Origin of the sequence: Nocardia arthritidis NBRC 100137 (genome assembly GCF_001612765.1) — a bacterium.
Classification (GTDB): Bacteria; Actinomycetota; Actinomycetes; order Mycobacteriales; family Mycobacteriaceae; genus Nocardia; species Nocardia arthritidis.
Window position 1 is genome coordinate 34,536 of record NZ_BDBB01000028.1, and the last position, 21,903, is coordinate 56,438.

At 68.5% G+C, this 21,903-nt stretch carries 21 protein-coding genes; 10 read left to right on the plus strand and 11 right to left on the minus strand.

Annotation, left to right across the window (positions count from 1 at the left end; translation table 11 throughout):
• Positions 1–225 precede the first annotated feature (225 nt).
• Positions 226–1,467 (plus strand): APC family permease, encoded by a 1,242-nt coding sequence (locus NA8_RS20840; protein WP_063052101.1) that lies wholly within the window; start codon positions 226–228, stop codon positions 1,465–1,467.
• A 247-nt stretch (positions 1,468–1,714) separates the two neighbouring features.
• Positions 1,715–3,064 (plus strand): serine hydrolase domain-containing protein, encoded by a 1,350-nt coding sequence (locus NA8_RS20845; protein WP_063052049.1) that lies wholly within the window; start codon positions 1,715–1,717, stop codon positions 3,062–3,064.
• Between the two features lie 18 nt (positions 3,065–3,082).
• On the opposite strand, the gene NA8_RS20850 is transcribed toward NA8_RS20845, so the two are convergent.
• Entirely contained in the window at positions 3,083–4,006 is a 924-nt protein-coding gene (locus NA8_RS20850) for an aminotransferase class IV (RefSeq protein ID WP_063052050.1), read from the minus strand.
• Positions 4,007–4,132: 126 nt separating this feature from the next.
• Complete coding sequence (locus NA8_RS20855; RefSeq protein ID WP_157106810.1) at positions 4,133–4,555, minus strand: nuclear transport factor 2 family protein; 423 nt, start codon at positions 4,553–4,555, stop codon at positions 4,133–4,135.
• Positions 4,556–4,640: 85 nt separating this feature from the next.
• On the opposite strand from NA8_RS20855, the gene NA8_RS20860 reads away from it, so the two are divergent.
• A complete protein-coding gene (locus NA8_RS20860) occupies positions 4,641–5,204 on the plus strand; it encodes a TetR/AcrR family transcriptional regulator (protein WP_063052052.1) in 564 nt (187 codons plus the stop codon).
• 54 nt (positions 5,205–5,258) lie between these two features.
• Here the strand turns inward: NA8_RS20860 and NA8_RS20865 are convergent, their stop codons facing one another.
• Positions 5,259–6,293 carry an aspartate-semialdehyde dehydrogenase gene (locus tag NA8_RS20865; protein ID WP_063052053.1) on the minus strand — a complete coding sequence of 345 codons (1,035 nt, stop codon included), beginning with the start codon at positions 6,291–6,293 and terminating at the stop codon, positions 5,259–5,261.
• Between the two features lie 3 nt (positions 6,294–6,296).
• The gene (locus tag NA8_RS20870) at positions 6,297–7,562 is read right to left on the minus strand and encodes an aspartate kinase (protein ID WP_040864436.1); all 1,266 of its coding nucleotides are present in this window, start codon (positions 7,560–7,562) and stop codon (positions 6,297–6,299) included.
• A gap of 163 nt (positions 7,563–7,725) precedes the next feature.
• On the opposite strand from NA8_RS20870, the gene NA8_RS20875 reads away from it, so the two are divergent.
• Complete coding sequence (locus NA8_RS20875) at positions 7,726–8,139, plus strand: YjbQ family protein (RefSeq protein ID WP_063052102.1); 414 nt, start codon at positions 7,726–7,728, stop codon at positions 8,137–8,139.
• A 95-nt stretch (positions 8,140–8,234) separates the two neighbouring features.
• On the opposite strand, the gene NA8_RS20880 is transcribed toward NA8_RS20875, so the two are convergent.
• Both NA8_RS20880 and NA8_RS20885 read right to left on the minus strand, forming a co-directional pair.
• Positions 8,235–8,810 (minus strand): dihydrofolate reductase family protein, encoded by a 576-nt coding sequence (locus tag NA8_RS20880; RefSeq protein WP_063052054.1) that lies wholly within the window; start codon positions 8,808–8,810, stop codon positions 8,235–8,237.
• A 29-nt stretch (positions 8,811–8,839) separates the two neighbouring features.
• Positions 8,840–9,415 carry a dihydrofolate reductase family protein gene (locus NA8_RS20885; protein WP_063052055.1) on the minus strand — a complete coding sequence of 192 codons (576 nt, stop codon included), beginning with the start codon at positions 9,413–9,415 and terminating at the stop codon, positions 8,840–8,842.
• A gap of 55 nt (positions 9,416–9,470) precedes the next feature.
• Here NA8_RS20885 and NA8_RS20890 point away from each other — a divergent pair, with 55 nt between their 5' ends.
• Positions 9,471–10,064 (plus strand): TetR/AcrR family transcriptional regulator, encoded by a 594-nt coding sequence (locus tag NA8_RS20890; RefSeq protein WP_063052056.1) that lies wholly within the window; start codon positions 9,471–9,473, stop codon positions 10,062–10,064.
• A 64-nt stretch (positions 10,065–10,128) separates the two neighbouring features.
• The gene (locus NA8_RS20895; protein WP_040864432.1) at positions 10,129–10,320 is read left to right on the plus strand and encodes a DUF1918 domain-containing protein; all 192 of its coding nucleotides are present in this window, start codon (positions 10,129–10,131) and stop codon (positions 10,318–10,320) included.
• 85 nt (positions 10,321–10,405) lie between these two features.
• Here NA8_RS20895 and NA8_RS20900 read toward each other — a convergent pair whose 3' ends face one another.
• A complete protein-coding gene (locus tag NA8_RS20900) occupies positions 10,406–10,753 on the minus strand; it encodes a hypothetical protein (RefSeq protein WP_063052057.1) in 348 nt (115 codons plus the stop codon).
• Between the two features lie 252 nt (positions 10,754–11,005).
• On the opposite strand from NA8_RS20900, the gene NA8_RS20905 reads away from it, so the two are divergent.
• Positions 11,006–11,464, plus strand: a complete 459-nt coding sequence (locus tag NA8_RS20905; RefSeq protein ID WP_040864430.1) for an SRPBCC family protein — start codon at positions 11,006–11,008, stop codon at positions 11,462–11,464.
• Between the two features lie 83 nt (positions 11,465–11,547).
• Positions 11,548–12,759, plus strand: coding sequence for a low temperature requirement protein A (locus NA8_RS20910; protein ID WP_063052103.1), 1,212 nt, complete (start codon positions 11,548–11,550; stop codon positions 12,757–12,759).
• Here the strand turns inward: NA8_RS20910 and NA8_RS20915 are convergent.
• From NA8_RS20915 to NA8_RS20930, 4 genes are all read right to left on the minus strand, one after another.
• A complete protein-coding gene (locus tag NA8_RS20915; RefSeq protein ID WP_245663926.1) occupies positions 12,737–13,612 on the minus strand; it encodes an ion transporter in 876 nt (291 codons plus the stop codon). The two genes, NA8_RS20910 and NA8_RS20915, sit on opposite strands and share 23 nt — an antisense overlap.
• A 106-nt stretch (positions 13,613–13,718) precedes the next feature.
• Positions 13,719–15,338, minus strand: coding sequence for a GMC oxidoreductase (locus NA8_RS20920; protein ID WP_063052058.1), 1,620 nt, complete (start codon positions 15,336–15,338; stop codon positions 13,719–13,721).
• A gap of 76 nt (positions 15,339–15,414) precedes the next feature.
• Positions 15,415–17,043: an alpha/beta hydrolase gene (locus NA8_RS20925; protein WP_157106811.1), complete on the minus strand. Its 1,629-nt coding sequence runs from the start codon at positions 17,041–17,043 to the stop codon at positions 15,415–15,417.
• Between the two features lie 105 nt (positions 17,044–17,148).
• Positions 17,149–17,916 (minus strand): sulfite exporter TauE/SafE family protein, encoded by a 768-nt coding sequence (locus NA8_RS20930; protein ID WP_063052060.1) that lies wholly within the window; start codon positions 17,914–17,916, stop codon positions 17,149–17,151.
• A 269-nt stretch (positions 17,917–18,185) separates the two neighbouring features.
• Between NA8_RS20930 and leuA the strand changes: the two genes are divergently transcribed.
• Entirely contained in the window at positions 18,186–19,979 is a 1,794-nt protein-coding gene (gene leuA / locus NA8_RS20935; protein WP_063052061.1) for a 2-isopropylmalate synthase, read from the plus strand.
• 262 nt (positions 19,980–20,241) lie between these two features.
• On the plus strand, positions 20,242–21,870 hold the full coding sequence (locus NA8_RS20940) for a MinD/ParA family ATP-binding protein (protein ID WP_063052062.1): 1,629 nt from the start codon (positions 20,242–20,244) through the stop codon (positions 21,868–21,870).
• Positions 21,871–21,903: the final 33 nt, after the last annotated feature.

Consider the following 21,903-nt stretch of genomic DNA (forward strand, 5'->3'; position numbering starts at 1 on the left):
GCGCTTGTGGGACGTCGACGGTTGCGACACCGACATGGTGTCCGAGCTCGCAGCGCCGCCGGATTCCTCCCGAATTCGGCGGCGCTGTCATTTCCGCCACATCGGTCGAGTGGCCCAGAGCGAGGAGGCTTCTCGCGTTGCGCCGCAGCCATGTGCCACTGCCGGAGCTCTTCGCGAGTCGTAGTCGCTCGGCGGCAGCGGGGACGATGCGGCAGGATGCACTTCATGGCGTCGCAGGACGGGACCTTGCACCGCAGGCTCGGGCTCACCGATTCGGTGGTCATCGGGTTGGGGGCGATGGTGGGGGCGGGGATATTCGCGGCGCTGGCGCCTGCGGCGGCTTCGGCCGGGAGTTGGTTGCCGGTGGCGCTCGCGGTGGCGGCGGTGCTGGCGTACTGCAATGCGACGTCGTCGGCACGGCTGGCGGCGCGGTATCCCGTGTCCGGTGGCACGTATGTCTACGGGCGGGAGCGGCTCGGGCCGTTCTGGGGATATCTCGCGGGGTGGGGATTCGTCGCGGGCAAGTCCGCCTCGTGTGCGGCGATGGCGCTGACCGTCGGTAGCTACGCCTGGCCCGGGCAGGCGCATGCCGTGGCGGTCGGGGCGGTGGTGGCGATCACCGCCGTCAACTACACCGGGGTGCAGAAGTCGGCGTTCGTGACCCGGGTGCTCGTCGCGGTGGTGCTCGCGGTGCTGGCCATGGTGATCGTGATCGGGCTGTCGGGGACGCACTCGGCGGCGACGGCCTTGCCCGACCGGATCGGCCCGCGCGAGGTGCTCACGGCCGCGGGGCTGCTGTTCTTCGCGTTCGCGGGATACGCCCGCATCGCCACGCTCGGCGAGGAGGTACGCGAACCGCGACGCACCATTCCCCGGGCCGTCATGATCGCGCTTGGACTCGCCCTCGCGGTCTACGCGCTGGTGGCGGTCGCGGCGCTGAGCGTGCTCGGCTCCGCCGGGCTGGCCCAGGCCACCGATCCACTGGCGCGAGTGGTCAGCGCGGCGGGCGTCCCCGCGGCCGCCCCGGTGGTGCGGATCGGCGCGGTACTCGCGGCGACCGGATCGCTGCTCGCGTTGATCCTCGGTGTGTCACGCACGGTGCTCGCCATGGCACGCGACCGTTATCTACCGGGCGCGCTCGCCGCCGTGCATCCGCGGTTCGGGGTGCCGCACCGCGCGGAACTGGTGGTCGGAGCGATGGTCGCCGTGGTCGCCGCGCTGTTCGATCTGCGCGCGGCCATCGGGTTCTCCTCGTTCACCGTGCTCTTCTACTACTTGATCGCCAACATCTCCGCCGCCACCCTGACCACCGAGGAGAACCGCCCGCCCCGGTGGGTCCCCGTGGCCGGGGCGGCCGGCTGCGTCGTCGTCGGGTTCTCCCTGCCCCTCGGCTCCGTCCTCGCCGGACTCGGTGCGCTGGCACTCGGCACCGCGTTCTACGGCCTGGCCAGGCGCTACCGCCGGTGACGCCTGCCCATCGCCGCATGGACCCAGGCCTGGCACCGCACGTGCTCGGCGTGCCGATCGCCGCCGCGCGTCCCCGATACACGGCACGCTCGCCCGGTGTGCGGCGGTGTATGCGGCGGTAAGGGCGTCCGCCGATCGAGTTTCACGACGAGATGTCCGAGCCCGGCCCGACCCGTGCGGATATCGGATGTCCAGTTCCCCGCCTGTTGCCCGGGTGATCAGGCGAAAGGGCGCTAGCCTCTTGCACATGGGGCGTTTCGGTGGATTCCTGGCTGGAATCGCGGCAGTTTCGCTGGTGGCGGGCAATCTCTTCACCGGGAGCGCGGTGGCCGCGCCCGGCGAGCAGGTGCGGTGCGCGGTCAGCTCTGGACGCGATCTGGAGCGGGCGGCACCGGAACAGGTCGGTCTGGATTCGGCGAAACTCCGGGACGCGCTGACCTTCGCGTCCGGTCGAAACCGTTTCAACGTGCAGGTGTTCCGGCACAACTGCCTCATCGGCGAGGGACCGACGAACGACCAGACCGGCAACGTGGCCTGGAACATCTGGAGTTCGACGAAGAGCGTTGTCTCCTTGCTCGCCGGAATCGCCTGGGATCAAGGGAAACTCGATCTCCGAGCACCGATCGACCGCTATCTGCCCGCCGGGCTCGGCGATGCGGCGCACCGGTCCATCACGGTCGAGAACCTGCTCACCGAGACCTCGGGCATGCGGGTCGGCGTGCTGACCGAGGGCGCCACCGGTGTGATCCCGGTCGACCCGGACAGCGCGGTGCAAGCGCTCGGCGTGCCGCTGGACAATCCGCCGGGCACCGTCTTCACCTACAGCCAGCGCAATGTCGACCTGCTGGCCTACGTGCTGGAGCTGGCCGTCGGCGAGCCTCTGCAACGGTTCGCGCAGCGCGAGTTGTTCGATCCGCTCGGCATTCTCCGCAGCGATTACCACTGGGCGCGCGACCGCTCCGGGCACACCTACGGCTACGCGCATCTGATGATCCCGCCGAACGACTTCGCGAAACTCGGCCTCCTGGTCAGCAACGACGGACGCTGGGGCGCACAGCGGATCGTCTCCACCGACTACTTGACCATGGCACGCACGCCGTCACCCACGAACGCGTGCTACGGCTACCTGTTCTGGCTCGGAAGCGGTTGCGCCGAGATCGCCGACTTCCTGCCCGGCGACGTGTACGCGATGGCCGGACTCGGGTTGCAGAACGTCTTCGTCATTCCGAGCCTCGATCTCACGGTGGTGTGGACCGGCGTCTTCGGAAACGTCAGCAGCCAGGGCGTGTCGGGCGTAGTGCAGAACACCCAGGAACTGCCCTACGAGTTCTTCCGCAAGGTATTCGACGCGTTCGACGACCGGCCGGTGCCCGACCCGGGGCCGTACGTCGAGCCGCCGCTGCGGCTGGACCCCCGCCGCTTCGTCGACACGGACATCCTGATCGCGGTGTTCGGGCTCGGTCCCGCCGCCTATCCCGGCTGCAATGTCTTCGCTTGCCTGAATCGCCCGCTGGACCCGCCGTTCGCGCACACCCCTCCGGGGTGCGCCATCCTGGTCTGTCTCGGACCCGACCCGCGCACCCCGGGCATCCGCTGAGCGGCGCGGCGCGGTGGACTACCGGGCCGCCGACAGATCCGTGACCCAGCCGTGCACATTGTCGGTACGCAGTGCCGCGTAGTGACGTTTACGCAGCGCCTGGGAGATCGGGCCGGGCACGCCGTTCGCGACGACGCGGCCGTCCACCTCCACGACCGGCGGCGCGCCTGCCGACGTTCCGGTCACGAAAACCTCATCGGCGATGTACAACTCGGTGAGATCGACGGTGCGCTCGACCACCGGAATGCCGTCCTCGGCCGCCAAGGTGAGTACGGTCCTGCGGTTGATGCCGTCGAGGATGTCGCAGGAGACATCGGGGGTTATCAGCGTGCCGTTGCGGACCAGGAAGATATTGGCCGCGCTGAGTTCGCAGACGTGCCCGTTGCCGTCGAGGAAGACGCAGTCGTCGTAGCCGCTGTCGATCGCGTCCTGCTTGGCCAGCACGGAATTCACATACGCCCCGTTGACTTTCGCGCGAGACGGAATCGCGTTGTCCGGAATGCGCCGCCACGGGCTCGACTTCAAGCGCATGCCGTCCTGCGGGACGATGGGCACCGCGTCGTAGACGAACATGCTGACCCGGATCGCGCAGCCACGCACCCGGGTGCCCGGAATGGACTCGACCACATGCACCGTCGCCCGGACGAAAACGTCCTCGCGCGGAGCGTTCACGGCGATCAGTTCCACGACGGTCGCACGGAACCGCTCGAAATCCCACTCCGCCGCGAACCGATCGATTCCGATGATCTTGCAGGACTCCTCGAGCCGGCGGAAATGATCGTCCAGGCGGAATGCCGTACGCGCTGCCCCATCCACATGCACCGGGAAAACGGTGTAGACGCTGAGTCCGTACAACACCGCCGACGATGCGACGCCGACCGTGGCGGCATCAGCCGCAACGATCCGGTCGCCGAGATACACAAGAGGATGAGGATTCGCCATCGGCGCAGGCTAACAGCCGCGCCGTGCGCCGAGCGAGGGCTTTTCGGCGGGCAGACCGAGGTCAGTCGTAGTGCTTGCCCACCTCGGCGATCCAGATCGCATCGTCGACGACGCGGTAGGCGTCACTCACCGCTTCGCGGAGCGGGCGAAGCGGGCGGTGTCCATGTAGTCGCGGAAGAGCACGACCTCGCCGTCGCGGACATGGACGACGTTGACGGACGTGCGAACTCGCGCGCGGCCGGATCCCGGGACGGTCATGTCGACCTCGTTCTCCACGAGCAGCACCTCGGGGTCGGTGGTCTCGTAGACCTGGGGATGGATGGCGTGCACTTCGATTCCGGAAAGTCCCGACCAGCGCTGCGCCAAGTGCTCGCGAATCGCCTCGCGGCCTTCCAAGCGGGCCGGGAGCCCCGGGACGGTGAACGGGATCTCGAAGATGGCATCGGGCGCGAACCGCGCGACGAACGCCCCCGCGTCGCGGGAGCGTAGCTCGCTGAACAGCCGCTCGACCAGCTCACGCGGGCTTTCGACGGGCGAGTCGGGAGTCATCACCACACCTCCGGATAAACGGAACGAACGACCCGCTTATCATCCGGAACGACCGCCCCGATTGTCAACAGTAAACTCGTCCCCCATGACCGAGCCCGAGCGCCGACCGCTGCGCGCCGACGCCCGCCGCAACCGCGAGCGGGTGCTGGCCGCCGCGCAAGAAGCGTTCGCGGCGGAGGGACTCGCGGTGCCGCTGGATGAGATCGCGCGGCGGGCCGGTGTCGGCGCGGGCACCGTCTACCGGCACTTCCCGACCAAGGAGGCGCTGTTCGAGGCGGCGATCGTGGATCGAGTCGACCGGATCATCGCCGCGGCCCGGGAACTGGCCGACGCCGCCGACCCCGTGCCCGCGTTCTTCGACTTCCTGGCCCGGCTCGTGGCGGAGGGCAGCGTCAAACGCGATCTCGCCGATGCGGTGGGCGGCGCGGATGCCCCGGCGTATCTGCGGCCGGTACACGAGCTGAACACGGTGATCGGCGCGCTGCTCACCCGCGCGCAGGAGGCGGGCGGCGTACGCACCGACATCGATGTCGAGGACCTGATGCGCCTCGTCAAGGGCGCGTTCCTCGCCACCCACGGCAGCACGGTCACTCCCGCGCAGCGCGACCGCACCTTCGCCGTCGTCTTCGACGGACTGCGCGCCCGCTGATCGGAAACGACGAACGGGCCGCGGAAAGTCCGCGACCCGTTCGATCGATCTGTCTCAGCGGTCGCCGATCAGCACCTCGGCGATCTGAATGGTGTTGAGGGCAGCGCCTTTACGCAGGTTGTCACCGGAGATGAACAGCGCGAGCCCACGGCCGTCCGGCACGCCCGGGTCCTGGCGGATGCGGCCGACGAGCGACTCGTCGATGCCCGCCGCGGCGAGCGGGGTCGGCACGTCGACCAGCCGCACGCCGGGCGCCTTGGCGAGGATCTCCTTGGCGTGCTCGACCGAGAGCGGCTCGGCGAATTCGGCGTTCACCGACAGCGAGTGGCCGGTGAAGACCGGCACGCGCACGCAGGTGCCGCTCACGGCCAGATCCGGGATGCCGAGGATCTTGCGGCTCTCGTTGCGCAGCTTCTGGTCCTCGTCCGTCTCGCCGGAGCCGTCGTCGACCAGCGAACCCGCCAGGGGAAGCACGTTGAACGCGATCGGGGCGACGTACTTGTTCGGGGCGGGGAAGTCCACGGCGCGGCCGTCGTGGGTCAGCTTCTCGGCGTCGCCGATCACCGCGCGGGCCTGGCTCGCCAGTTCTTCGACACCGGCCAGGCCGCTGCCGGAGACCGCCTGGTAGCTGGACACGATCAGGCGGCGCAGACCGGCGATGTCGTGCAGCGGCTTGAGCACGGGCATGGCCGCCATCGTGGTGCAATTCGGGTTGGCGATGATGCCCTTGACCAGGTTGCGCGTCTGCTCCGGGTTGACCTCGCTGACCACCAGCGGGACCTCGGGATCCTTGCGCCACGCCGAGGAATTGTCGATCACCGTGACGCCCGCCGCGGCGAAACGCGGCGCCTGCACGCGGGACATGGTGGCGCCGGCCGAGAACAGCGCGATGTCCAAGCCGGACGGATCCGCGGTTTCGGTGTCCTCGACGACGATCTCGCGGCCGCGCCAGGGCAGCGTCTTGCCCGCCGAACGGGCGGAGGCGAAGAACCGCAACTCGTCGGCGGGGAAGTCGCGCTCGTCCAGCAGTTTCCGCATGACGGCGCCGACCTGTCCGGTCGCGCCGACGACTCCTACGCGAACTCCCATGGCCTATCGCCCCGTTCCCGCGTGGACCACCGCGACCTCGTCGCCGCCCAGGTCGAAGGCCTTGTGCAGCACCTGCACGGCCTCGTCCAGCTCGGTGTCCTTGACCAGCACGGAGATCCGGATCTCCGAGGTGGAGATCAGGTCGATGTTCACACCCGCCTCGGCCAGCGCCTCGCAGAAGGTGGCGGTGACGCCCGGGTGGCTCTTCATGCCCGCGCCGACCAGCGACACCTTGCCGATGTGATCGTCGTAGAGCACCTGGGAGAAGCCGATCTCGGCCTGGCGCTTGGTCAGCATCTCGACCGCGCGGGCGCCCTCGGACTTCGGCAGCGTGAACGTGATGTCGGTCTTGCCGGTCTCGATCTTCGAGATGTTCTGCAGGACCATGTCGATGTTGATCTCCGAGTCGGCGACGGCGCGGAACACCTTGGCGGCGTAGCCCGGTTCGTCCGGCAGCCCGACCACGGTCACCTTGGCCTCGCTGCGGTCGTGCGCGACGCCGGTGAGGATTGCTTGCTCCAAGGGGATGTCCTCCATCGATCCGTAAACGTAGGTGCCCTGCTTGTCGGTGTAGGACGAGCGCACATGCACGGGCACGTTGTAGCGGCGGGCGTATTCGACGCAACGCAGCATCAGCACCTTGGCCCCGCAGGCCGCCAGTTCCAGCATCTCCTCGTAGGAGACCTGCTCGAGCCGCTGCGCGTCGGGCACGATCCGCGGATCGGCGGTGAAGACGCCGTCCACGTCGGTGTAGATCTCGCAGACATCGGCCTGCAGCGCGGCCGCCAGCGCGACGGCGGTGGTGTCCGAGCCGCCGCGACCCAGCGTGGTGACGTCCCTGCTGTCCTGGCTCACGCCCTGGAAGCCCGCGACCAGGACGACGAGGCCCTCGTCCAGGGCGGCGCGGACGCGACCGGGGGTCACGTCGATGATCTTCGCGTTGCCGTGGGCGCCGGTGGTGATCACACCCGCCTGCGAACCGGTGAACGAGCGGGCCTCGGCACCGAGGGAGTGGATGGCCATGGCGACCAGCGCGTTGGAGATGCGCTCACCGGAAGTGAGCAGCATGTCCATCTCGCGGGCGGGCGGCGACGGCGCCACCTGCTGCGCGAGATCGAGCAACTCGTCGGTGGTGTCACCCATGGCGGAGCAGACGACCACCACATCGTGGCCCTGCTTCTTGGTCTCCACGATCCGTTCAGCGACGCGCCGGATACGCTCGGCGGTCGCCACCGAGGATCCTCCGTACTTCTGAACCACGAGAGCCACGACAGGGTCCTCCAAGATCGACAACAAACTGGTAACAGTCATTCAGGGTACCGGCCGGGGCCAGCGGTTTTGCCGCTACCTGCCCGGCTTGTGGAAAAGCCCACAGCCGCATCCCATCCCGATAGCACCGCGGGGGCCGCGACGGATGAGGGACGATGTGCACATGAAGAGCACACTGCTCGACGTGCGAACAGGCCACAGTGAAGTGGTACAGGACATCACGCCGCAGTGCGCGACTTTCGCGCGTACAGCCGGCGGCGACGGGCTGCTGCACGTCTTCGTGCCGCACGCCACCGCGGGGATCGCGGTCATGGAACTCGGCGCGCGCAGCGACGACGATCTGCTGGCCGCGCTGCGCGATCTGCTGCCCGCCGACGACCGGTGGCGGCACGCGCACGGCTCGCGCGGACACGGACGCTCCCACGTCATGCCCGCTCTGATCGCGCCGTACGCGACCGTTCCGGTAATCGGCGGGAAGCTCGCCCTCGGCACGTGGCAGTCGATCGCGCTGGTCGATCTCAATGTCGACAACCCGGACCGGCAAGTGCGGCTGTCGTTCCTCACCGACGCGAGCTGACCTGGGTCTCTCCCGGCGGAGCGCAGGCGGCAACGGGCAGATCGCTCCCGACTCGACGACCGAGCCGGCCGCGTCCCCCGAGGCCGGGCGCCGGCTCAGGCCCGGGTGAACCAACTGACCTGGACGCCGTCGCCGATAGCCTTGCGCTCGGTCGGCCGGAACAGCGTCGGACGGAACTCGCCCGCGAAGCCGGGTACCCCGGTGCCCGCGACGACCGGATAGCTCTTGATCACCAGTTCATCGATCTCCTCCAGCAGCGCGGCGGCGAGCAGGCCGCCACCCGCCAGCCAGATGTCCTTACCGTCCTGCCGTTTCAGTTCGCGGACCAGCCCCACCGGGTCGCGCTCGACCAGTTCGACCGCCCGGTCATCGATGCGGCCGAGCGTGCTGGACACCACGTACTGCTTCATGTGGGCGTACGGGCTGGTCACGTCGATGGCCAGGGCGGGATCGTAGGTGCCGCGACCCATGACGAGGGTGTCGAACTTTTGATTCGGCGCGTCCACGGGGAGTCCGATATGCGGCCGCACGTGGGTGGGCAGCGTCTCGGGATACTCCGCGCGCAGCCACTCCCACATCTCATCGCCCACCGGCAAGAAGTCGATCTCACCGTTCGGCCCCGCGATATAGCCGTCGAGGGAGAGGCCGACGAAATAGACGAGTTTTCGCATGAAAACACCTTTCGGAGGGAAGTGGGAACTCAGGCCCGCGTAAACCAGGTGACCTGCGCGCCGTTGCCGAACTCTTTGCGTTGCACCGGGGCGAACAAAGTGGGACGGAACGCGCCGGAGAACGCGGATATCCCGCCGCCCGCGACCACCGGGTAACTCTTGATGATCATCTCGTCCAGCTCGCCCAGCAGCTGGGCGGCGAGTTCGCCACCGCCGACCAGCCAGATATCCCCGCCTTCGGTTTGCTTCAGCTCCCGCACCAGGCCGAGGGGGTCGCGTTCGACCAGCTCGACGGCCGGATCGTCAATGCGCCCGAGCGTGCTGGAGACCACGTACTGCTTCATGTGCGCGTACGGGCTGGTCACGCCTTCGGACAGGGCCGGTTCGTAGGTGCCGCGGCCCATCACGGCGGTGTCGAACCGCTTGTTCTGTTCGTCCACCGCCATCCCCACCAGCGGACGCAAGTGACTCGGCACGAATTCCGGATACCGCCCGCTGATCCACGCGCTCATTTCGGTGTCGAACGGATAGAAGTCGAACTCCCCCGCCGGGCCCGCGATGTAGCCGTCCAGCGACACGGCCACATAGTAGACAAGCTTTCGCATACCCACACCTCACTTGTAGTACTCTGTCTGTAGTGGTTGAAAGATAGTACTACGAATGGAGTGGTGTCAAGTGCGGACCAATCCGGAGCGACGACAGGCGCTGGTCGACGCCGCGATCGAGGTCTTGGCGCGCGATGGGGCGCGCGGACTGACCTTCCGCGCGGTGGACAAGGAGGCCGCCGTACCCGCGGGCACGGCGTCGAACTACTTCACCAACCGCGACGACCTGCTCACTCAGGCGGGCCGACGGTTCTACGAGCGGCTACAGCCGAGCGAAGCCACGATGACCCAACTGACCGACGGGCCGAAGACCCGCGCCAATATCGTCGAACTGATGACGGAGACGGTCGGACGCATCGAGGCGTTCCGCACCGGCTACCTGGCGCTGCTCGAATTACGCCTGGAGGCGACCCGGCGGCCGGAATTGCGCGCGGTGCTGACCGAACGGGTGCGCGAGGACATCGACTACAACGTGCGCAACCATCTCGCGGCGGGCCTGCCCGGCGACGAGAAGTCGGTGCTGTTGCTCTACCTCGCACTGAACTGGCTGATCGTCGACCGAATGACGCTGCCCGACGTGTTCACCGAGGAGCAGAGCCGGGCATTGATCGAAGCCGCGGTCGAGCGCGTGATCAGCGCGGACGACTGAATCCGATCGGCCGCCTTCGCCCGAGTGGTTGTGACGCGCACCACTGGCGTTCGATAATGGGGCGATGATCGCACATGTAGGAGATCGACTCTGCGTGCACGGACACGTGGTGGGAGAAGTGGATCACCTGGCCGAGATCATCGAGGTCCGCGGGCCGGAGGGGACGCCGCCCTACGTGGTGCGCTTCTCCGACGGTCACGAGTCGCTGGTGTATCCAGGGCCCGACGCGATCGTCGAGCCCGCCACATCGGAATGAACGCGCGCCGGATCGCGCGCCGGGCGGCATCGCCCCGCGCCCGGTCCGGTGCTCCCCGACGCCGAAACGTCGCTCGCCGCGCCGGTCAGGCGCGGCGTTTGGCGTAGCGAGTCAGCGCGAAGGCCAGCACCCCCGCGATCAGCACTTTGCCCGCCGTCTCGATGATCGCGTTGACATCCACGGCTGGATGCCAGGTCAACCGCCCGTCGCGGAGCACATAGGCGCCGACGGGCTTGGCGCCCACTCCGAACGCCACCCCTTCCCCGGCGCCCTCCCCGTCCGGACTGTTCCCGCCGCCTCCGCCTCCGCCACCGCCGCCGCCGACCGAGGCGGCGGGGATGACTATCGCCCCGCCGGATTCGTAGGGGTCACCGTAGACCCGGCGCACCGTGATCGCGTCCCGCGCCTGCGCCAGCAGTTCGGCGTATTTCATGACATCCTCCCGCCCGACCGACGGCGCCGCAGACCGGCGCCCATTCGGATCCGATCGTAGGCGCGCGGCCCTCCGGCCGACCCCATCCTTCCGTCCGGAAGTTGTTCCATCGGTAGCCGATCGCCGATCTCGACCTGATAACGGCACGTTATCCGGTTAGCCGAGATGTGGTCTCGCGCAGCCAGGTTGACGAACCGGACAAATCGCGGAGACAATCGGCCGACTTGTCCAACCGGGGGTCGGAGGTATGCCATGCGCACCAAAACGGATATCCGATTCTTCGTCGATACCGATCCCGAACAGGTCATGGATGCCCTGACAGCCGTCGAATCGCTTCCGGAATGGTCGTCCTCCTACAGCGACGTGCGGGTCGCCACCCGCGACGCCCGGCGCAGGCCGCGGCGCGTCTTCCTCAAGGCGGAACTGCTCGGCAGCTCGGATCTTCAAGTGCTCGAATATGATTGGACCGACGACCGATCCTCCTGGGTTGTCGCCGACAGCACCCGGGGCGTCCGGGGCGGCGGCTTTTTCGAAGTGTCCGACAGCGTCGACGGCACGCACGTCTGGTACCACGTCGAACTCTATCTACCCCTCCCCGTTCCCGGATTTCTGCTGAAACGCACTTTCCGCAAGGCCAATGAAGTGGTGGCGGAGTGTTTCATCGATTTCGCCGAGCGGTTCCCCGAAACGGAGACCTACCAGCCCGTGTAGCCGCGCTGTGCTCTGCGCGAAATCGGCGGGCGGGCGCGGCAGCGAACCGGCGCCGAACCGATCGGGGTGCGACGATGAGCGGCATGATCGGTTCCAAACGAGTGCGGTTCCAGCCGATGGCCGCAGACGCCTCGGTGACCCAGCTCGAGTTGTTCTTCGACCTGGTGCTCGTCTTCGCGTTCACCATGGTCACCGGCTTGGTCGCGGACGACGCCAGCGCGAAGAACGCGTTGCGCGCGGCGCTGGTGCTCGCGGTGATGTGGTGGCTGTGGATCGCCTACTCCTGGCTCGGCAATGTGGTTCGCGCCGACGAGGGCATCGCACGGGTGGCGATGTTCGCGGCCATGGGTGGCGCGTTCCTCGCCGCGCTCACCATCCCGGAGGCGTTCGACGACAAGACCGGCGGATGGTTCGGGCCGCTGGTCTTCGCCATCGCCTACCTGGTCGTGCGATTGGTGCACTTCGGGATGTTCTGGCTGGCCAGTGCCGCTGATCCGCAATTGCGCGGCCAACTGCTGCGCTGGGCGCTCGGTTCGATCACCCTCGGCACCACGCTGCTGGTCGTCGCCGCGCTGACCACCGGCAGGGTGCAGATCGCCCTGTGGATCGCCGCGATCGCCGGCGACTACCTGTGGACGTTGTTCGCCGGCACCGATTGGCGGTTGAATTCGGCCAGGCATTTCGTCGAGCGCTACGGGCTGATCGTCATCGTCGCGCTCGGTGAATCGATCGTCTCGATCGGCATCGGGGTGGCCGATCTGCCGATCTCTTGGCCGATCGCTCTCGGCTCGCTATTGGGCCTCGCCGTTTCCGGTCTGCTGTGGTGGGCGTACTTCGACGTCGCCGCACTGGCGGTGGAGCACGAACTCGTCCATGCCGAGGGCAGGCGGCAGATCAAGATCGCGCAGGGTTCCTACACCTTCTGGCACTTCCCGATGATCGTCGGGATCATCGCGCTGTCACTGGGGCTGAAGAAAGTTCTCTACTACGTCGGGGATTCCTCGCACCACACCCTGAAGGACGCGCTGTACGGCATCCCGCTGTACGCACTCTACGGCGGCGTCGTTTTGTATCTGATCGCGCTGGTGGGATTCAAGCACTTCGCCACCGGCACCGTCACGATGCCCCGCGTGGTCGCCGTGGCGGTGCTGCTGGCGCTCATCCCGTTGGCCTGTGCTCTGCCCGCGCTGGCGTCGCTGGCCCTGCTGTGCGTCGTCCTGATCGCGCTGATCGCCTGGGAGACCGTGCGTTTGGCGCAGCCGCGGGACGCGATCAGGCACGCGGTGCCCGAGTGACGCGATGCCGCACGCAGTCCTCGTCGGGTGTCGGCCCGTACGCGGACGGCGGCACCCGTGCACCGTCGCGGACCGCGTCGCGGATCTGATCGATGTTCTCTCGCAGGACGTCCGCGACGAGTTCGTCGGTGCGCGGATCCTCCAGCACCTGGAACACGATGCGGAAGGTGGTGTCGGCGATCAGCCGGATGATCTCGTCGTGGAAGGGGATGTAGCGCACCCGGCCCGCCTGCGGGTCCTTCTTGATCAGCTCGAGGATCATCTCGTCGAGCTCGGCGCGGTTCTCCTCCAGGGCGGCCGCGATGTTGCGGGTGTAGTGCCCGGTGCGCAGCACCTGCGCCACTTCGTCCATCACCGCGATCGTCATCGGACGGCGAATGGTGTCGACGATGGTGGCCACGAACCGGTTCACCACCGCGGCCGTCACCCGGTCGCCGAACAGGCGATCGGCCACCCGGGCGAGCCGGACGACGATCACCACGAGCCGCAACAACCGGAAGCCGCGGAAGAACAGGCTGGTCACCGGGATCATGCCGAGGACCTCGTACCAGTACACGAGCGGGAAGGTCCACGGCCAGCCCGCACGGCGCCAGCGCCACAGGAACTCGATCGCGAACACCGCGCACAGGGACCAGTCGACGACGACGACCACGTGGTAGGTGTGCCCGGAGACCGGGAAGAAGGTGATCCAGGCGACCAGCGCCACGGACACGACGGCCAGCGCGAGCATCACGAAATCGGTCCACAGCATCGGCGGCTTGCGCGGATAGTCCTGCGGCTGTGGCGATTCCCGCAGGCCGTATCGATCGGCGGAGGAACTCTCGATGCCCGAGCTGGAAGCGGGAGCGGACACTGCGAATCCCTTCGACGCCGAACGGTGCCGCCGACATTAGTACGCCGAAAGCATGCTCGGCACGGTTGGCGATACTCCCGGACGCACCGCCCGGAGGCCTACGTGCTCAGCGACCGGCGCGAACGATCGCCTCGATATTGCGTTCGGCAAGCGCGGCGATGGTGAGCGACGGATTGACCGTCCCCGTGCTGCCCGGTATCGCCGCGCCGTCCACCACGTAGAGGCCGGGATGACCGTGCACGCGGCCGTAGCCGTCGGTTGCCCGCCCCAGCACCGCTCCGCCGAGCGGATGCGCGGTGAACAGCGCGTTCGCGTCGTAGCCGAGGGCGCTGTACTCGACGAGGGCGTCCGCGCGTTCGGCGATCCGGTGGTCGACCGCCCTGGCCGCCGCCACGGTGTCGTCCCGGTTCTTGACCGACCAGCTCAGCCCGACCCGGTTCGTGGCCCGGTTGTAGCCGAACCGCGTACGGGTCGGGTCGAGCACCATGCCGAGCGAGGCCAGCGCGCCGGTCTCGAACGGGATCCCCGGGATGTACCAGCTCTCCAAAGTCAGCGGTACGCCGGATTCGTCGAAGATCCGGCTCGCGCTCGGCACGCCTTGGCCGTGACCGGCCAGCGCGCTGGCGCCGCGGGCGAGCACCACGTCACCGTTGGTGCCCCAGCCGTCGCCGACGTGCTCGTTCAGGTTCGGCAGCGCGCCGGTGGCCTGGGCACGGACCAGCAGTTCGGAGGTGCCGATCGATCCGGCGCCGAGGAAGAGCCGATCGCAGGTGAGGGTGCGGGTGGACAGCGCATCACCGGTCGGCGACAGCTTCGTCACGGTGACCGCGTAGCGGCCGCCGGACTCCTGCGCGATGGCGTCCACCCGATGGCCGGGGAAGACTCCGCACCGTCCGGTGCCCTGCGCGTACGCCAAGTAGTTCTGGTTCAGGTCGAACTTGGCGCCGTTGGAGTTGCCCAGATTGCTCCTGGCCGCCGTGGCCGACGGCTTCGCACCGCCCGCGAGTTCGGCGCGCAGGATGTCCCAGTTGAAGATCGAGTCGTTCGGCTGGGGCTGGTAGCCGGCCTTGCGCACCTGGTCGTCCCAGGCGCGGGAATGCGTGAACGGCGAGGAGTTGTAGATGTCCGCCGGCATCGGGCTCAGCCGCAGCATGTCCCGCACGCGCGGATAGTAGACGCGCTCCATCTCGCCGTAATCGACGGTGCCACCGAAGACGTGGTCGAAGAAGCGGCGCTGCGGGGCGATCATGGCCCCGCTGAAGATCACCGAGCCGCCGCCGACCGCGGCCGCGCGCCAGACGTCGATGCCCGGATACTCGGTGCAGTCCAGCACGCCGCCGAAACTGGCGAAACGCATCGGCACCTTGGTGACGCCGGTGAAGTGGGTGCGGTGCCAGAAGCCGCGGCCGTCGGGCAGGTCGTCGCCGGTGAAGATCTCCCGCCACGGGTCGTTCGGCCAGCGCGAACCGCGTTCCAGCACGGTGGTGACGATCCCGGCCTCGGCCAGGCGCAACGCGGTCACCGCGGCGCCGAAGCCCGAGCCGATGACGATCGCGGGCGAGTGCTCCGCCGGGTCGGGAATCGGGGCGAAGATCTCCGGCACCCAGGCGCGGAACAAGGCCTCCCACATCGGGTCGGCGGACGCCGTGCTCGTCCCCGTCATCGTCCCCACAGCACCGAGCAGGGCGGCGGTGCCCGCCGCCTTGAACAAGGCACGTCTACGCACCGGTCACCTTCCATCATCAGGCTTAGCGTGCGCAGATTACCGGTATTCCCGTTTTGTGAACAGATATCCGTTTTCGCTATCGGTCGAACGGCAGCTCATCGGGGCGGCAGGTCGCCCCGGGAGCGGGTAGCTGTAGGTCGATGAGATAATGCTCGCGCAGCTTCCGGGTGCATTCGTTCAGCGGGGTGTGCCCGTACCCGTCCTCGACGACGACCAACCGCGCGTTCACCAATTCCTGCTGCGCGCGCCGTGCGCCGCTGAGCGGAGTGGCCGGGTCGAATCGGTTGTCGACCAACACGGCCGGGGTGTCCGATCGCAGGATCCACGGCCCGGTATACCGCTGGGCATACCCCTCGGGCGGGGACGGCCAGAAGGCGCACGCATGGAGCAACGACAACCAGAACGCGCCGTAAGTCGGGCTGACGCCCGCCAGATCCCGCGCCATGCCGGGCCATTGGCCGGGATCGCGTGGAAAGCTGTTGTCCGCGCAGGAAATCGCGATGAAAGAGTCCAGGAAGTCGTCCGGTTGCGCCGTCGCCGAAAGGATCTCGCCCACCGCGTCGGGGTTGCCCGCCGATCCGCGTTCCAGTTCGGCGAGCAGTTCGGCCAGGGCGGGCCAGCCCCGCTCCGGGTCGTACAGCAACAGCGCGTGCGACGACAGCACCTCGGCATAGGTGACCGTCCGCGCCCGCTCTCCGGCCCCCACCACGAGGGGACCCTCGCGAAGGCGTTGCAGCACAGCGTCATTGCGGGTGCGGAGGTCGGCGGGGCGGACGGGAGCGCCCGCACCTCCACTCACGACGGCATCGCCCTGACCGCCCGGCGCGGCGAAGGCGCAGCGCTCCCGTCCCGCGTCCGCGCACAGCCGCAGGAATTCACCGAGCACTTCTTCGGTTCCGGCCGCGCGGTTCTCGATGGCGCGTCGCGTGTCGTTGGTGTAGGTATCCGGGTCGATCACCGACGCCAGGTGCAGCGCACGCACCCGATCGCCGAACAGCGCTCCGTACACCTGGCCCAGGTAGCTGGCGTAGGAACCGCCTTCGTAGGTCAGCTGCGGATCGCCGACGGCCCGGCGCAGCAGGTCCAGGTCGCGCGCCGCGTCCACGGTGGTCAGGTGGCCGAGCAGCGCGCCGCCGTGTGCCGCGCAACCGGCGGCCAGCTCACGGCTCGCCGCGTCGGCCGCACGCTCCTGCTCCGGATTCACCGGCGCCAACACCGCGCCGGACCAGAACCGGTGCTGCTGTCCGGCGTCCGCGAAACACCGCACCTGTCCGCTGCGGCCGATCCCGCGCTGGTCGAAGGTGATCACGTCGAAGCGGCGCGCGAGCTCGCCGCCGAGCAGTTCCCCTTGCTCCGCCCAGCGCAGCCCCGATCCACCGGGACCGCCGACAGCGGAGAACAGCGTGCCGATCCGCCGCTGTGGGTCGGTGGCCTGCTGACGCACCACCGCCAGCCCGAGGGTCGGACCGTCCGGATGCGCGTAGTCCACCGGCACCTGCGCGGTCGCGCATTGGAACCTGTTCAGCTTCGGCTCCGCGCACGGCGCCCACTCGAGCAGCGGCGTCGGCGCAGCGTCGGCCTGCGCGGCCAGTTCCGCGACCGCCGACTCGTGTCGGCTCGGCGGGCCGCCGCAGCCGCTCACCGCGGGCAGCGCGGCGGCGAGCGCGGCGGCGATGACGATCTTCCAGCTAGGCACGGCACTCATCCTGTGCCCCGCGCGGGCGGGCGTCGTCATCCTGAGGATTGACATCCGACCCTGAGATTTCCGCGGCAATACCGGTTCGTACGCATCGTTGCCATCCGCCCCGCTCTAGGACGCCATCAGGCGGATCACCGCGATGACGCCGACCACGACGATGACCGCGCGCAGCGCGACCGGCGGCATCCGCCTGCCCAGCCGTGCGCCGAGCTGCCCGCCGATGATCGAGCCGAGCGCGATCAGCACCGCCGCACGCCAGTCGACATCCGCCACGGCGATGAAGATCAGCGCGGACACCGCGTTCACGATCAGGGCGAGCGCGTTCTTCACTCCGTTGAGGCGCTGGATGTCGTCGTGTACGAAAACGCCCAGCAAACCGATCAGCAGCACGCCCTGGGCGGCTCCGAAGTACCCGCCGTAGACACCTGTGGCGAAGATCGCGGCGAACAGGACGGAGCCGCCGTGCGCGGGCGCCGGGGCGCCGTCGTTGTCCCTGCGTCGCTTGACCCAGCCTGCCAATCGCGGCTGCACGACCACCAGCACCAGTGCCAGGATGATCAATATGGGCACGATCGCCTTGAACGCGTCGGCCGGTAACACCAGCAGAAGCACCGCGCCGGTGATGCCGCCGAGCAACGACGCGGTGCCCAGCCGCACCAACCGGTCGCGCTGGCCTGCGAGTTCCCTGCGATATCCGTGCACACCGCTGATGGAACCGGGGACCAGACCGATGGTGTTGGAGACGTTCGCGGTCACCGGAGGAAGGCCGAACGCCAGCAGAACGGGAAACGTGAGCAGCGTGCCGGAGCCGACGATGGTGTTGATGCCGCCCGCCGCGATGCCCGCACCGAAGACGGCCAGTTGCTCCAGCCACGTCATAGCCAATCCTTCGACGTCCCGTCGGACCCCCGGCCCGTACAAGCGTTGTCCACTGCCGGACCGAACGGTAGCCGGGTCGTCGGATCACCCGACGACGGACCTCCCTTCCCGCCCGGACAGCGGCACGGTAAACTCGCGGACATCATGCAGCGGGCACTTCTTCTCGACCGCCGCGACGGGGTCTGATCGGACCGGCTCCCGTCGCGGGGTTTTGCCGCGCCGGTCGACCCAGCCCATTGGGAAAAACGACATCCTCGGGAGAAACCCCCATGTCCCCTGCTGACGCATTCGTATCCGCCGCGCGCACCATCACCGCGCCGAGCAAGCCCGCCCCCGCCGACCAGCCCGGGTGGAACAAACAGAAGAACTCCTCGATGCCGACGTTCCGCTACCGGCCGTTCGCCGAGGAGGTCGAACCGATCTCGCTGCCCGACCGCACCTGGCCGGACCGGGTGATCGATCGGGCGCCGGGCTGGTGCGCGGTCGACCTGCGCGACGGCAACCAAGCGTTGATCGACCCGATGAGCCCCGCCCGCAAGCGCCGCATGTTCGACCTGCTGGTGCGGATGGGCTACAAGGAGATCGAGGTCGGGTTCCCTTCGGCGAGCCAGACCGATTTCGACTTCGTCCGCGAGATCATCGAGGACGGCGCGATCCCCGACGACGTGACCATCCAGGTGCTGACCCAGTGCCGCCCGGAGCTGATCGAACGCACGTTCGAGGCATGCGCGGGCGCGCAGAGCGTCATCGTGCACTTCTACAACTCCACCTCGATCCTGCAGCGGAAGGTGGTGTTCCGCGCCGACCGCGAGGCGGTGAAGAAGATCGCCACCGACGCCGCCGCGCTGTGCCTGGAGATCGAGCAGCGCTACCCGGACACCTCTTGGCGCTACGAGTACAGCCCGGAGTCCTACACCGGCACCGAGCTGGAGTACGCCAAGGACGTCTGCGACGCGGTCTCGGCGATCATCGCGCCGACGCCGGACAAGCCGCTGATCATCAACCTGCCCGCCACCGTGGAGATGGCCACGCCGAACGTCTACGCCGACTCGATCGAGTGGATGAGCCGCAACCTGGCCCGCCGCGACTCGATCGTGCTGTCGCTGCACCCGCACAACGACCGCGGCACCGCGGTGGCCGCCGCCGAGCTGGGCTACCAGGCGGGCGCCGACCGGATCGAGGGCTGCCTGTTCGGCAACGGCGAGCGCACCGGCAACGTCTGCTTGGTCACGCTGGGGATGAACATGTTCTCCCGCGGCATCGACCCGCAGATCAACTTCTCCGACATCGATGAGATCCGGCGGACCGTCGAATACTGCAACCAGCTGCCGGTGCACGAGCGCCACCCGTACGGCGGCGACCTGGTCTACACCGCGTTCTCCGGCAGCCACCAGGACGCCATCAACAAGGGCCTGGACGCGATGAAGACCACGGCCGACGCCGCCGGGGCGGATGTCGACGACATCGTCTGGGAGGTGCCCTACCTGCCGATCGACCCGAAGGACGTCGGCCGCACCTACGAGGCGGTCATCCGGGTCAACTCGCAGTCCGGCAAGGGCGGCGTCGCCTACATCATGAAGACCGACCACGGGCTGGCGTTGCCTCGGCGGTTGCAGATCGAGTTCTCCCAGGCGATCCAGAAGATCACCGACGGCGAGGGCGGCGAGGTGACGCCCAAGGAGATGTGGGACGTCTTCCACGAGGAGTACCTGAGCCCGATCCGCCCGCTGGAGCGGATGCGCCAGAAGGTCACCGCGTCGGAGACCGACGGCGGGGTCGACTCCATCGTGGCCGTGGTGAAGGTCGACGGCGTCGAGCAGGAGATCACCGGCAAGGGCAACGGACCGCTGGCGGCGTTCGTCGACGCGATCGCCGCGGTCGGTTTCGAGGTCGAGGTCCTGGACTACTCCGAGCATGCGATGTCCGCGGGTGACGACGCGCAGGCCGCCGCCTACGTGGAGTGCGCGATCGGTGACCGGGTGGTGTGGGGCGTCGGCATCGCCACCTCGATCACGACCGCGTCGCTGCGCGCGGTGGTGTCGGCGGTGAACCGGGCGCACTGACAGCGCATTCCGGAAGGACTCGGACGGGCGTCGCGACGGTTCCACCGCGCGGCGCCCGATCCCGCTGGCGCAGACCGGTTGTGGGCCGCGCCGCTCCCCACGTCCGGCACGCCTACCGCGACACGGCGTAGCGAACCCCGTGCTAGCGTGGGATTCGCACTCCAAGCGCCGAGCTCTCTGCTCGAATTCCCGAGCAGATGGGGGAACCGTGACACCAAACGACCACAATCCGACCTCACCGCCCTGGCTGCAGAGTCACTCCGTGGATACGGCCGAAGTCAGCGACACGGAGTCCGCGGCCACCGATCCGTCGGCCGAACCGATCGGCGGCGAGGAAGCGAAGGAATCCGACGTGGCGGATGGGCCTGCCCAGCCGGACGCGCAGCCCGAACGGCCGGAGCCGCAAGGCTCGACGGAGCAGACCACGGTCTACCCGCAAGCGGACGCACCGGCGCAGGCTTGGGCTCCCCCGCAGGCCGGACCGGCCGAGCCCTACGGTTCGTACGCCCCGCCGAGCCCGGGCCCGTATCCCCCTCCGTCACCGTTTCCGGGGGAGCCGTTCCCTACCGGGGCATTTCAGCCGCAGCCGAGCCACAGCGGTAGCCACCCGATAGCGACACCTCCGGAAGGGCCCCATCCCGGTTATGGGGAGTACCGCCAGGAGATCGGCGGCGACGGCTTGGTCCGGCGAGTTCCGGTGGATTCCGCGCAGCCCGGATCCGGTGCGCCGCAGCAGGATCAACCCAGCGGCCCGATCTACAGCTGGGCTCCGCCGCCACCACCGGTGACGCATCAGCCTCCGCCGCCCCCTTATCAACCGCCGCCCCCGCCGCCGATCGGGCAACCGCAGGTGCCGAGCTGGCAGGGCGGTCCGCCGCATCTGTCCGCACCGCCGTTCCAACCGCAGCACGTGCCGCAGCCCGGCCAGCCGGGGCATTCGGTGAACGATCTCAACCTGCTCAGGCGGGCTCGCAGGGCGCCGCGCAGCGGTTGGCGCCGTGCCGTGCACAAGGCCTCCGGCGGCATGATCAACCCGGGCGAATCGGCGGCCGACATCGTCTACCAGGACCTCGTCGACCGGGTGAACCAGCCGGTGCGCGGGGACTACCGGATCGCGATCCTCTCGCTCAAGGGCGGCGTCGGGAAGACCACCACCACGGTCGGTCTCGGCTCCACCTTCGCCTCGCAGCGCGGCGACCGGGTCATCGCGATCGACGCCAATCCCGACCTGGGCACGCTCGCGCACCGGGTGCCGCGGCAGACCCGCTCCACCGTGCGCAACCTCCTCGAGGACCAGCACATCACCAGGTACTCCGACGTGCGGGCGCACACCTCGCAGGCGCCGAGCCGTTTGGAAGTGCTTGCCAGTGAACAGGATCCGGCGGTCTCCGAAGCGTTCAGCGAAGCGGACTACCGCAAGGCGATCGGCATTCTGCAGTCGTTCTACAACATCATCCTGACCGACTGCGGCACCGGCTTGATGCACTCCGCGATGGCGGGCGTGCTGGATATGGCGAGTTCGCTGGTGCTGGTCACCTCGCCCGCCATCGACGGTGCGCGCAGCGCGTCGGCCACGCTGGACTGGCTCGACCACCACGGCTACGGCAAGCTGGTGGAACGAACGGTCGTGGTGGTGAACGCTTCCCGGCGCGGCGCGTCCACCGTCGATCTCGACCAGCTGCGCAAGCTGTTCCTCGACCGCACCCGCGCGGTGCAGGTGGTGCCGTTCGACGACCACCTCGCCGAGGGCGCGGAGATCGATCTGGAACTGGTCAGCAAGCCCACTCGGCGGGCGCTGCTGGAGCTGGCGGCGATGGTCGCCGACGACTTCGGCTACGTCAGCTCGCAGGCACAGCACCCCTACCGACACCAATCGCCGCCGGGATTCTGATCGGTTCGCCTGCCGACTCGGCGCCGCCGCCCG